Here is a 12,504-nt window from a genome sequence, read left to right on the forward strand (position 1 = left end):
GTCAAATCAACGCTACAGGGTTTCCCTTAAAAGAATATTAGCATTTTTCTGTATAGTTTTTTAATTTTAGCAACTGCTCCATTTACCCAACCACCGGTACACATAAGGTATTTATAGGTTAAGACTTTCTGATTCAGGTAGTTTTAATTAACCATTGCACACACATTAATACCTGTGTTTTTATGATTGCTCCTGGCTCCACCGTCATCCCGACGGAACACCAACACCACCCGGGCGTACGGCAACGCGTCCAACAGATACACAAGAAAGCTGCCAACCTCGATGCACTGGTCGAAAACCTCGACGGCTATGTATGGAGTGTCGATACCGAAATGCGGTACATCGTACTCAACAGCACCCTCGTCAAGCTCATCAAAGACGTGATAGGTGTCGAAGCCCGCCCCGGCGACCGGATGCTCGACATCCTCGAGATTCTCAATCCCGCTAAAAAGAATGAATGGAATGCCTTCTACCTGCAGGCTTTTCAGGGAAATGGCCAACGCTTCGTGTCTCAATTCGAAATCGAAGGAAAGCCAGCCTATTTTGAAGTGGCCATCAATCCCATGCGGGAAGAGGGTATCGTAAAAGGTATTTCCTGTTTTGCGCGAAACGTGACCGAATCGCTGCACAATAGCCGCATGCTGCAGGAAAGCGAACTACGCTTTCGGTCGCTGATCGAAAACTGCGCCGATTTCATCATGATGGCGAACGGAGTAGGCGAATTCATTTATGGCTCGCCCTCTGTCAAAAGATACCTGGGCTATAGTGACGAGGAGTATCTGTATAAGAGCGTTTTCACGTTCATCCACCCGGATAGCATTGCCGATTCGCAAAAATTGTTGGGCGCCTTGTCGCTGAACCCCGGAAAACCCTTCACCATCTACCTGAAGCTGCTGCACAAAAACGGACACGAAGTGTGGGTAGAGGGCATTGCCACCAACTTGCTAGAAACGCCAGGCATCCAGGCACTCGTCGCCAACTTCCGGGACATCGGAGAACGCCAGAAATCGGATCGCCTGCTGCTGGAGTCGGAGGAATTACGCCGGGAGCTGATGGAAGAAAAACTGCTGCGGCAAACGGAGATCATGCAAGCCGCCATGGATGCCCAGGAACAGGAAAGGGCCTATATTGGCCGGGAACTGCACGACAATGTGAAACAGGTGCTCAGCACTGCTAAAGCCTATCTGGAATATGGACGGGAAAAGCCTGCGGAACAACTCGATATGATCGGCCGCGCCGAGACCATCATCAGTCAGGCTATCAACGAGTTGCGGGAATTATCCAGATCGCTGATCCAGGTTTTCCGCCAGGAGATCGGCCTGCAGTTATCGATCGAAAACCTGCTCGATAGCATCCGGTTGGGCAAGCCCTTTGCGATAGTGGCCAATTTTGACCTGGCTAACGAGCAACTGATCAGCGACAAACTCAAGATGACGATCTTCCGCATCCTTCAGGAGCATATGACCAATATTCAGGTGCACGCCCAGGCAACACAGGTCTGCATCGCCCTCGTCCAGTCTGAGCAGGAGTTGACCCTCAACGTCACCGATGATGGTCGGGGATTTGACCTCCGGCAGCCACGCAAAGGCATTGGCCTTACCAATATTTACCACCGGGTAGAGATCTTTAACGGACAGATAAACTTGCAATCTTCACCTGGCAACGGTTGCCGGTTAGCGGTCTCTTTTAAGATTTGATAACGCAGCGTTGGCTTTAGGCGGCATGCGCCCGGGCCTGCGCTTGCAGTTGTTTGACACGCTCGGCCAACCCGGCCTGGTGATCTTCCGGATGCACGTCCATAGTGCCAGCCAATTCCATGAATGCAGGGGTATGCGCCTTCCTTTTGCCTGTTTGAGGGTCCACGCAGGTAAAATTGGTCCATAACACCGCCTTGGGCGACTGCAATTGCTCATCATACATCAGCATTTCTACCAGCAAATGCCCTTCCGTCAATTCCAGCAAGCGCGACACGATGGATACGGTCTCGTTGTAAAAAGCGGGGCGGATGTACTGGATCTCATGACTGCGCACAACCCACGCTAAGCCCTGACGGTGAAAAGCAGGCAGGCTAAGCTGGTAATATTGCGACAGGTGATCCTCGCGGGCATTCAGCATATAATCGATATAACTGCTGTTGTTGAGGTGACCCAGCGGGTCACAATCATTGAAACGAACCTTATAACTACTTTTCAGTTCCATGGCTGATACTTTTGAGTGTTTATAAAATAGACCAATCGGTCTTTAATTGAGCAAAAAAAATCACCTGGCGTAAATGTCCTTCAGGCGGTCTTTCAGGTTGTCGAGCATGCGATTAAGCAGCGAAACATCGTCTGAAACTTTCGCCATCATGATGGCCCCTTCGATCTGGGCGTAGAAGATCTCGGCTTCCCGGCGCTGATCGAGGTCCGGGGCAAACTCCCCATTATCTACCCCTTTTTTAAAGATGCGTTGCAGGGTATGGAGCATTTCAAGCAAAGCTTCCTTGGTCTTCTTTTTCAGGAAAGGGTAATTGTCGTCCGCATCTACCCCGGTATTGATCAGGGGGCAGCCACCTTCAATAGGCGGATTGACGGTATAATTGCGGTAGTACTGTAATATCGCCTGGAGCTTTTCCAGGGCAGTTTTCTTCGGGCCTACCCGGGCACCCAGGTCTTCTTTGAGCCGTTGGTAGGAGTATTCGAAGGCGGCAGTCGCAATCTCATCCTTGTTTTTGAAATTACCGTAGAGCCCGCCTTTGGCAAGACCAGTCGCTTCCATAATATCCTGCATGGAGGTATTGGCGTAGCCCTTCTTATTGAAAAGCGGGGCCGCTTTCTCGATGATGAATTCCCTGGTTCGTTCTGCCTTGGTCGCCATTAGAGGCCAAAAATAGACCGATCGGTCCTTTTAAGCAAATTAAAATGGGGTTTTGTGCATTCAACAGAGCGGCTTTCACTCCTGCCGACCTTATTCTCCGGAAATGTCGTTTAACCAACAGCCTGACAATGGCCCGTCAGCTTCCACCCCGGCCACACATGCCAAGCGGCATTGACCAATTCACCAACCTATTAACCCCTGCTATTCCCTAAAGGATTAACAATCAGTTAATCACGCAGACTATCCTTCTTCCTTAACTTGCCGCCCCCGTGCCAGCAGGTGAAGAAAATTGTTATTTCCACCGCAGTTGTTGCTAAGTTGCGCATTGGATACACACTATAATAAAGACTATGAAACAAATCAAAGCCACCATTTTCGCCTTACTGCTGATTGCCGGTCAGGCCGTCGCGCAGGACATTCGTATCGCCAGCTATAACCTTCGCTATGATAGCAAAGGAGATTCGGGCAATCTCTGGACAAGCCGCTATCCCATCGTAAGTGCCCTTATCGAGTTTCATGACTTCGACATTTTCGGTACTCAGGAAGGCCTGCGCCACCAGATCGACACCCTGGCCGCCAACCTGCCCGGCTTTACCTGGTACGGTTTGGGCCGCGACGACGGCCAGGCGAAAGGAGAGCACTCCGCAATTTTCTTCAAGACCGCCAAATACAAATTGCTGAACAAAGGAGACTTCTGGCTGTCTGAAACGCCGGAGAAGCCAGGCCCTGGATGGGATGCCCGCCTCAACCGCATCTGCTCCTGGGTACAGCTCCAGGACGTGAAGAGCAAGAAGAAATTCTACGTATTCAACGTACACTATGACCACCAGGGAGTAAAGGCCAGACAAGAAAGTAGCAAGTTGATCCTGGAAAAGATCAGGACCATTGCCGGCAGCAATCCGGTGCTGCTTACCGGCGATTTCAACGGCAACCACAACGATGAATGGTACCAACTGATCGCTAACTCCAATGTACTCATCGATACTTATCGCTCCGTGAAAAAACCCTATGCCAACAATGGCTCCTTCAACAGCTTTAAAACACCCAGCAGTCCGTCGATCATTGATCACATCTTTGCTACAAAACAGTTTTCGGTAAAACGCTGGGGCATTTTGACCGATAGTTACTATGGTAAGTTCCCTTCCGACCACTTCCCCGTAATGGCAGATGTGACGCTGAAGTAAAGAATAACATAATTCGAAAAACCTGCTATCATAGTAAGAGCGGACCTGATCGGGTCCGCTCTTACTATGATAGGCTGTATAAAACAACTGAATGTAGCAGGGTGTCAGTGGCGACAGGTCGAGGCACCATTTCAGGTCTTCCCAAATAGGGAATGGGTGGTTTTCAGCTAGGGTCTAGCTAGGGTCCAGCTAGGCTTGTCTCTGTCTGGGAAAACAAGTCTTATTTGTCATCCTCTAAGCCAGGTCTGCTGACGTAAGGCTACTCCATTTCCAACCAGCATTTCCACATCAACTACCCTGGATTCCGTCGGCCACCAGTTTCTAGCTAAACAGGAAGTCCACATCATCCGCCGTCATATTCTTCACAAAACCGGTATCCTCGGTGATCAGTTCTTCCGCCAAAGCTTTTTTGCGTTGCTGCAGGGCCAGGATCTTTTCCTCCACCGTGTCTTTACAGATCATTTTGTAGGCAAACACCTTGCTTTGCTGCCCGATCCGGTGAGCCCGGTCGATGGCTTGTTGTTCGGCAGCCGGATTCCACCAGGGATCCACGAGGTACACATAGTCGGCTGCTGTAAGCGTAAGACCAACCCCACCTGCCTTCAGACTGATCAGGAACACAGGCAGATTTTCTTCTGTCTGGAATCGCTGCACCAGGTGCTGACGGTCCTCTGCCTTCGTACTGCCATCGAGGTAGAGGAACGGAATATTGCGCTCCTTCATGGCGTTGGCGATCAGCTGCAGCATGCCGGTGAATTGAGAGAACACGAGCGCTTTGTGCTGACCCGTATTGTTCTCGATCTCCCGCAACAGCTCTTCCAGCTTCACCGATTCGTCGGTATGGTTGTTCTCCCCGCCGTTGAGCAACTTGGGAGAATTACATACCTGCCGAAGTCGGGTAAGGCCCTCCAGTACCAGGATCGTACTGTTACCCATACCTTGCTGCTGTATCTTTTCCAGCAGATTTTCCCGGTAGTAGTTTTTCAGTTCATCATACACCTTCCGTTGCTCTTCGCCCATTTCGCAAAACAATGTGATCTCCGTTTTAGGCGGCAAGTCTTTGGCTACCTGCTCTTTGGTACGCCTCAGCAAGAAGGGGTAAATGAGCTTGCGGAGCTGCTTTGTTTTTTCAGCTTCGCCGTATTTATCGATCGGCAGGGCGAAAGTCGTCTTGAAAAAGTTATGGCTACCCAGCAATCCTGGATTAGCGAATTGCATCTGGGCATACAGGTCAAACGTATTGTTCTGGATGGGTGTACCACTCAAAATGACCCGGTTGCGGCTTTGCAGCTGGTTCATCGCGATCGTCACCTGCGAAGATGGATTCTTGATCACCTGGCTTTCATCGAGTACGATATAGCCAAAGGTGAACCCCTTCATGGTATCGATGTCATTGCGTACACTACCATAGCTGCTGATGATAAGGTCATAGTTTTTCCAGTCGGCCGTTTTTCGTACGCTGCCGTGATAAATGAGGTACCGCAGGTCGGGGGCAAATTTCTTCAGTTCATTTTCCCAGTTGTACATGAGTGAGGTCGGCGTAATGACCAGGTGCGTTTCGCCCGGATATTTGTCGTGCACGTATTGGAGAAAGGAGATGGTTTGCAGGGTTTTACCCAGACCCATATCATCCGCCAGGCAACCGCCCCATTGCATTTCATCGAGCATACACAACCAGGAAAACCCAGCCTGCTGATAATCACGCAGGGTAGCCCGGATAGCAGCAGGTACCGCAAAAGCTTCTGGCGCTTGCTGCATTCGCTCCCATTTCTGGCGACTGGTTTCCACATTACCAGTAACGGTCAGCTGGCCATTTTTTGCCAGGTCTTCCGTGAGGGTCCAGTGCAGTTTCGACAACCGCAGCTTATCCTTGTCGATCTCCCCCATTTGCAGCAACAACCCAAACTGTTGTTGCCATTCTTCCGGGATCTCACCCAGCGTACCGTCTTTCAACAACAGGAAATGCTGTTTATTCTGAATGGCCTTTTGCAGTTCCAGCAGCGTGATCGTTTGATCGCCGTAAGAAATGTGCACCGTCAGATCGAACCAGTCGATGCTTTTTCCTTTTTGAATGAACTCGATTTTGGGCGGGTTGGAGTTATACCGGAAATGCTGCATGGACTCCATGCCGTATACCGGAATATTGCGGTCGTTCAGTTTGCGGTAGAACTTGACGAACCACTGGCTTTTCTCTGCATCTGCAAAGGGCAGGTAGAAGTAGCCATTGTTTTGCTGGCTAAACTTCTTGTGCTGCGTTTGGATAAAGTCCAGCGTTTCCTTTTCTGTGGTAAAATCCTTGACGATCTTATAGCGGCCGTTGGGCGTATTGATCTCTTCGTCGGCAGTCGTGGCATTGTCCAGCTCAAAATCACCGTATTGCCACCGCGTGCGGATCATCAGGAAACTGCCGTTGAGCTCGCTCAGGTGAATGCGGCATTGCGGTGTTACGCTCACGGTTTCCAACTGTTGCAACAAAGTACGATCTACCCCATAATACTGTTCCAGCTTCGGTACATCCTGTTGCAGGAACTCGTTTTCCCGTGCCGTCGGAACATCATAATATCCTTCAGGAAAGCGCTCACAAAGAACGGCGTCTTCCGGTTTCAGCAGGAAGAACTCATTCTTATTCCGGAGCAGAAATCCGTGCCGTTTGAAATCGGTCAGCGGAAAAAGGTGCTGGTTGATGTTCACATGCAGCAACATCCGCAGCACGTCGCCGGGTGTACGCAGTAGCTGAATGCTCACTACCGGACTATAATTGCTCATGCTGGCAGGTTTTACCACCCGGGTCGTGCTCAGCTGCTCGTCGGTGGTTTCAAAATACCATTTGATCACCGAGGCAAATGGCTTCACCGCCTGCATGGCATTATAGAAATACAGGAACATTTTATGCCGTACCCAGGTATCGGTGTCGGGTGTCGTAATATTTTCTTCTTTATAGCGTAGTTGAAGACGATCGTACTCATTTTTTGCTGAAATACCGGTTAGCTGCTTCAGGATACCCTGCAGCAGGTAAGGAGTCGGCTTCAGTCCTTTTACAGACACTTTTTCGAGCAGTGGCTGTTTGGAAATGCTTTGGGGTTGTTTAGGATCTTTCAAAACAACTGCTTCAACATAAAAACCCGCCATTTTGCGCGGGTCGAGGTTGAGCAGCAATCCGGATATCTCCAGGGGCTTCTTGTACTGTTCAGTAATAATGATCGTCTTCTGCGCCGGTTTTTGATTCTCCATATCCGCCGCAATTTGATAAAAAATGCGCGTTGAGACAAGGCTCGTTTATGCACATGCCGCCAGAAGGTTTCCTCCCCCCTTTTACCGGCCGCAACACGGTGCCATACCCTGAGCAACAAGGCCCTGGTTGGCCTGTCGATTGCATAGCATCCATTATGGACACTAACAAACTGATATTACATGCCCCCTGGGAGGAGGTAAAGGAACGCATCAAAGAAAGAAATATCGGCCTTACCGATGAGGACCTGGCATATTCCCCAGGCCATGAAGCCGAATTGCTGGAACGGCTGGCCAGAAAGATGAACAGAACGCACGAAGAAGTCAGACAATTCGTGGAAAGCGTTTCGTACAACAGGGATGTCGCTTCCTGACCAGGATGTTACAGGTGCGACCTCAGCCCACAGCATCGATGCTGATGGGAGCAGGATGTTTATTGCCTCGCTACGACGGGGCCACCAGTGCTTTAAAAGATTAGCAAACAATTGCTTCCTCACGAACCTGCGGCACCCCACATTCTGGGTTACTCCTCAATAAGCCCTTTTCTTCAGGGGATCAAGGAGAAAGCCGAGACCGTTGAGTTGGATCTCGTACATCGTTTGCAGCAACATGCCCAACTTGCCCTTCGGAAATCCTTTACGCTGAAACCATTCCAGGTACGAAACCGGCAGGTCACAAAGACGGGTGTCCTTGTATTTGCCAAAAGGCATTTTCATATTGACCAGGTCGAGCAGGAGTTCCGGATTGGGTTGTAGCGATTCGTCGGACATCAAAAAGGGCATTAAAAATTGTTAATGATACTGCCGGCATCAAAAATATTGGCGCCAAATACTCGTTGTTTATGTATAATTTATTAGTTTACAATAACAACAAGTTATAGTATGAGCAAGTCTAAATCCAAAAAAGGCAAAGCCACCACGAAAAAGGCACAGCCGCTTTCGGGAATGGTGGTCAAAAGTACATCATCCGGTAGTCAATCTAAAGGATCATCAATGATACCTGGCAAAACAGCAACTTCCGGCAAAAAAGGCGCTACAGTCAACACTACGCCAAGAAAGGCAGGATAATAAAAAGAAAAACCGGGAATTGCTTCCCGGTTTTTTTTATGGCTTGTATTGACTATTAGGCAAATTGCCGGGTATGCCGCTCCGCCAGTTCAAACACTTCGGAGAAGAGCTCGTAACTCCTGAACCGATCCTCCGCCGACTCTGCAAAGGTGGCGAGTACCACTTCTTCCACATCAAATTCAGCCGCCAGCGCGCCAATCCTTTCTTTCGCTACATCGGGCGTGGCAATCACCATCCGGTCACGGTTGTACAGCACCCGCTGCCATTCGCCAGGCGTATAATTGTACGCTTTCGCAACCTCATAAGTAGGCATTTCATTGTACTGGCCTTTTTCGAAACTCAGGAGCCGGTAGTCCATGACCGCCTGCACTTCTGCTACCCTCCGCTCACTGTCTGACGTGAAGGCAAAAATGCCCACATTGGCTTTGGGCGCCGCAAGTCCTTTGGAAGGCTGAAAACGGCGACGGTAGTTGGCAACTGCTTCTACACCTCCTCTCGGGTTGATGAACTGGGCATACGATAGGGCCATACCGGCATGCGCAGCCAGGAATCCGCTTTCCCCGCTGGAAGTCAGCATCCACATTTCGGGAGCGGTAGGGATTACGGGGATCGCCTTGATCTTTCCGTCAATATTCGTCTCATCAGGAATATCGTGTAGAAATACATTGAGGTCTTTGATCTGCTGAATATACTCCTGTGGATCGAAGTTATTGGAGGGGTTGAGCAGGCGGGCCGATATGCGGTCACCACCCGGCGCCCGTCCGATGCCCAGATCTATCCTGTTGGGATACAGTGCTTCGAGCAAGCGAAAGTTCTCGGCTACCTTAAAGGCACTGTGATTGGGCAGCATAATGCCGCCAGACCCAAACCGTATATAATTGGTTTCGCTGGCCAGCCGGGCAATCATGATCTCGGGCGCCGCCATGGCGAGCGTGGTGGAGTTGTGGTGCTCCGACAGCCAGTAGCGGGTAAATCCAAGTCTGTCGGCCAGGCGGGCTAGCTGGATGGATTCCTGCAAAGATTCCGAAGCATTGCTGCCCCGACGTATGGGAGTTTGATCTAATACACTTAGTTGCAATGACATAGTAGGTAAATAACAAGTAGGGCGCCAAAAGGTTTCCGTAATATGGAGAGCGGCCCAAACTCCTTTTGTCGACGAAAAAAACCTTTCTGGCTACAATGGGAGGAGTGGGCATAACCCGCGCAACAAGAGGTGTTATCTTTATAGTAAGCCATGAATAAATATCCCTTTATATTCTCCGATCAGCCACAGTACCGCATACAGCGGCACCTGTACTTCTGGGCGTTCTGGTGGATCTTTCAGGCAGTGCTTTATTCATTTACACCCCTGCCAGCCAGTCTGGGTCCGGCCTTTGCCGTATGGGAGCGATTGCCGTATTCGCTGGTAGAGTCGGCCATTTACCTGATAGCCCATATGTTTCTCGCTTATTCACTGATGTACTTTGTGCTGCCCAGGTTGCTGCTGAAGAACAGGTACCTCGCAACAGGCATTTGGGTGTTTATTCTATTCATTGCAACGGGAGCACTTTCTTCGGTGTTGTCCCTGGTCATCGTCGACCCGGTCAGGAACTTCGTATTGCCCGCTTACCTGCAACCCATTACACGCCCACGTGCTGTTACTTTCTTTCAGGGGCTACTGGCAGGTCTTCGCGGCGGTATTACCATTGGCGGTATGGCCGCCTCCATCAAACTGATGAAGCACTGGTATGTCAAAGAACAGCGCAACCTGCAACTGCAAAAAGAAAATGCGGAAGCGCAACTGCAATTGCTCAAAGCACAGATCCATCCCCATTTCCTCTTCAATACCCTCAACAACATCTACTCGCACACGCAGAACGTAGCACCGATAGCCTCACAATTGGTAATGGGCCTGTCAGACATGCTCCGCTTTATCCTGCATGAATGCAACCAGCCACTGGTACCGCTGTCGAAAGAACTGGCCATGATCAGGGATTATATTTCGCTCGAAAAGATACGCTATGATGACCGGTTCGATATCCACATCGATACGCCGGCCGACACGGGCAACCTGCATATCGCACCACTGCTGCTGTTACCCCTGGTAGAAAACTGCTTCAAGCACGGCGCCAGCAATATGCTGGAGCAGCCGTGGCTCAACCTGCAGATACAACTCAAGGACGAAACGATGGAAATGCGGCTCATGAACGGAAAGCCCGCCTCACCTACGCACACCGCAGGATTTGGCATCGGCATTCATAATGTACGTAAACGGTTAGAGCTGCTCTATCCCGGTAAGCATACCTTGAAGATTGCGGATGAAGAAGAAGTATTTGTGGTAGTCCTTTCTGTGCAGTTGGAACAGGTGAGGGGTCTGCGTCGCGCAATAGATATTAAATTGCAGGACAATTATGCTTGAACTGAAACCCATACGCTGCCTGATCGTAGACGATGAGCCGCCCGCCCGGGAAGTGATCAGGCGTTATGTGCAGGAAGTGCCCACACTTCATTTGGTAGGAGAGTGTGCCAACGCCGTACAGGCCCTGACCGTTTTACAACAACAGCCCATAGACCTCCTCTTTCTCGACATCCGTATGCCACAGTTGGACGGCACCACTTTTCTGAAAACACTCAAGAACCCTCCCAAAGTGATTTTCACCACAGCCTACGCTGAATACGCCCTGGAAGGATACGAACTGGATATCATCGACTACCTGCTCAAACCCGTCCGTTTTGACCGGTTTCTGAAAGCAGTCAACAAAGCCTGTGCACCGGCCGCCTCCCAACCGTCCTTTGCTGCGGTTACAGCAGCGCCCGCGGAGACACTCTCGCAAGCCGATGAAAAACGGAGTGACTCTTTTGTTTATTTCCGGGCCGATCGAAAAATGCAGAAAGTGATGTTACACGATATCCTGTACATCGAAAGCATGAAAGATTATGTGAAGATCAATACAACGCTGGGCACGATCATTACCAAGCAATCCATTACCTCGGTGGAGTCGATGTTGTCGGAGAAACAATTTGTACGCACACACCGCTCATTCATCGTGGCCATCGATAAGATCCGCTCTTATACGAATGAGCTGATAGAAATAGACGCCGCAGAGATCCCAATTGGTAAACTGTATCGCAATGGCGTCCTGAAAATATTATCTTAACACTACACCTTTTCGCTGATATCCTGCTGTAGCAACAAGGCCGCACAGGCATTCGCCAGCAACAAACGCTCTTCAGCGCCTACTTTTCCCATGATCACCATCCCATTGTCCACAAGCGATACCGCGGCTACCGCCTTGCCTGCAGAGTCTCGAAACTCAAAACCAAGTACGGCCCAGGCACTGCCCGTATTACCATTCTTCTTTTCCACAGTCGTCACGGGTACGATGGAGTAATATTGGTCCTTGCTGAGCGATAACAACCCGGTGTAGGTTTTGCTACGTGCATCTACGGCCTGGTTATCGATCAGCATTTCCCAGGGCCTGGCGGCAGTAGGTGTATAGATCTGTACATAATAAGTATGCTTTGACCAGCCACCCAGCTTGAGCAGGTCCATACCGATATTCAACACGCTGTTGGTATGGCGCCCCAGTTCAAGATCTTTTGCATTGAATTGCGTTACGCAATATGTAGAGGCTGATTGACGGCCATCGCCCAGGTCAAACTGAACTGTTTGTTTCCGCTTGATGTACTCCAGGGAAATCAGGTTCTGGAAATCCTCGGCAGTAGCACCCATCTGGCCGATGCCAAACTTAGAGCCGCCGCCTTTGGTCCAGGACCGGCTCACAACAGTAGTGTTGAACTCGCCAAAGCTTAGCTTTTGCCTGATGAGCACTCCTTGCCTGCCCGCTACCTTGTATTCATCATGGGCTTGCCTGAGCGAATCGCTCACACCTATTTTAACTGGTGCGCAAGCAGTCATCAAAACCATCGACCCAAATGCTGCGACCATCATCGACCTGATCATATGCGTGTATTTTTATAACACGAAAATAGACTGCGGGCAAACCGAAGGCAATCGCATGAATATGTGAGAAGCCCCATTCCTGCTACACTTTAACATGTCGTTTGCGGAAAACGTGGTCGTGTTACGACCACTCCCTCCACCATGTTACCAGACAAAAAAAGGCCGGATCGTTATGATCCGGCCAGTGTATTAAGGTCGATAGCAATTTTGAACCCGCCTGTATGAT

12 protein-coding genes are annotated in these 12,504 nt (G+C 50.1%); 6 read left to right on the forward strand and 6 right to left on the reverse strand.

Going from position 1 to position 12,504, the window contains the following annotated elements; translation table 11 throughout:
• Positions 1 to 182 precede the first annotated feature (182 nt).
• Entirely contained in the window at positions 183 to 1,697 is a 1,515-nt protein-coding gene (locus P2W70_RS00410) for a PAS domain-containing sensor histidine kinase (protein WP_276479435.1), read from the forward strand.
• A 16-nt stretch (positions 1,698 to 1,713) separates the two neighbouring features.
• Here the strand turns inward: P2W70_RS00410 and P2W70_RS00415 are convergent, their stop codons facing one another.
• Both P2W70_RS00415 and P2W70_RS00420 read right to left on the reverse strand, forming a co-directional pair.
• Positions 1,714 to 2,199, reverse strand: coding sequence for an acyl-CoA thioesterase (locus P2W70_RS00415; protein WP_338119772.1), 486 nt, complete (start codon positions 2,197 to 2,199; stop codon positions 1,714 to 1,716).
• 60 nt (positions 2,200 to 2,259) lie between these two features.
• Positions 2,260 to 2,856, reverse strand: a complete 597-nt coding sequence (locus P2W70_RS00420) for a TetR/AcrR family transcriptional regulator (RefSeq protein ID WP_276479436.1) — start codon at positions 2,854 to 2,856, stop codon at positions 2,260 to 2,262.
• 350 nt (positions 2,857 to 3,206) lie between these two features.
• Between P2W70_RS00420 and P2W70_RS00425 the strand changes: the two genes are divergently transcribed.
• The gene (locus P2W70_RS00425) at positions 3,207 to 4,040 is read left to right on the forward strand and encodes an endonuclease/exonuclease/phosphatase family protein (RefSeq protein WP_276479437.1); all 834 of its coding nucleotides are present in this window, start codon (positions 3,207 to 3,209) and stop codon (positions 4,038 to 4,040) included.
• A 321-nt stretch (positions 4,041 to 4,361) separates the two neighbouring features.
• Here P2W70_RS00425 and P2W70_RS00430 read toward each other — a convergent pair whose 3' ends face one another.
• Positions 4,362 to 7,271, reverse strand: coding sequence for a DEAD/DEAH box helicase (locus P2W70_RS00430; protein WP_276479438.1), 2,910 nt, complete (start codon positions 7,269 to 7,271; stop codon positions 4,362 to 4,364).
• A gap of 155 nt (positions 7,272 to 7,426) precedes the next feature.
• On the opposite strand from P2W70_RS00430, the gene P2W70_RS00435 reads away from it, so the two are divergent.
• On the forward strand, positions 7,427 to 7,642 hold the full coding sequence (locus tag P2W70_RS00435; RefSeq protein WP_276479439.1) for a hypothetical protein: 216 nt from the start codon (positions 7,427 to 7,429) through the stop codon (positions 7,640 to 7,642).
• Between the two features lie 156 nt (positions 7,643 to 7,798).
• On the opposite strand, the gene P2W70_RS00440 is transcribed toward P2W70_RS00435, so the two are convergent.
• Positions 7,799 to 8,050, reverse strand: coding sequence for a DUF3820 family protein (locus P2W70_RS00440; RefSeq protein ID WP_276479440.1), 252 nt, complete (start codon positions 8,048 to 8,050; stop codon positions 7,799 to 7,801).
• Between the two features lie 99 nt (positions 8,051 to 8,149).
• Here P2W70_RS00440 and P2W70_RS00445 point away from each other — a divergent pair, with 99 nt between their 5' ends.
• Positions 8,150 to 8,335 carry a hypothetical protein gene (locus tag P2W70_RS00445; RefSeq protein WP_276479441.1) on the forward strand — a complete coding sequence of 62 codons (186 nt, stop codon included), beginning with the start codon at positions 8,150 to 8,152 and terminating at the stop codon, positions 8,333 to 8,335.
• 55 nt (positions 8,336 to 8,390) lie between these two features.
• Here the strand turns inward: P2W70_RS00445 and P2W70_RS00450 are convergent, their stop codons facing one another.
• Positions 8,391 to 9,419: an LLM class flavin-dependent oxidoreductase gene (locus tag P2W70_RS00450; RefSeq protein ID WP_276479442.1), complete on the reverse strand. Its 1,029-nt coding sequence runs from the start codon at positions 9,417 to 9,419 to the stop codon at positions 8,391 to 8,393.
• A 150-nt stretch (positions 9,420 to 9,569) separates the two neighbouring features.
• Here P2W70_RS00450 and P2W70_RS00455 point away from each other — a divergent pair, with 150 nt between their 5' ends.
• A complete protein-coding gene (locus P2W70_RS00455; protein WP_276479443.1) occupies positions 9,570 to 10,733 on the forward strand; it encodes a sensor histidine kinase in 1,164 nt (387 codons plus the stop codon).
• The gene (locus tag P2W70_RS00460; protein WP_276479444.1) at positions 10,726 to 11,472 is read left to right on the forward strand and encodes a LytR/AlgR family response regulator transcription factor; all 747 of its coding nucleotides are present in this window, start codon (positions 10,726 to 10,728) and stop codon (positions 11,470 to 11,472) included. The genes P2W70_RS00455 and P2W70_RS00460 overlap by 8 nt, the downstream gene beginning before the upstream one ends.
• A gap of 2 nt (positions 11,473 to 11,474) precedes the next feature.
• Here the strand turns inward: P2W70_RS00460 and P2W70_RS00465 are convergent, their stop codons facing one another.
• Positions 11,475 to 12,278 carry a hypothetical protein gene (locus tag P2W70_RS00465; RefSeq protein ID WP_276479445.1) on the reverse strand — a complete coding sequence of 268 codons (804 nt, stop codon included), beginning with the start codon at positions 12,276 to 12,278 and terminating at the stop codon, positions 11,475 to 11,477.
• Between the last annotated feature and the right edge of the window lie 226 nt (positions 12,279 to 12,504).

The sequence above is a fragment of the Paraflavitalea pollutisoli genome (assembly GCF_029360705.1).
Lineage (GTDB): Bacteria > Bacteroidota > Bacteroidia > Chitinophagales > Chitinophagaceae > Paraflavitalea > Paraflavitalea pollutisoli.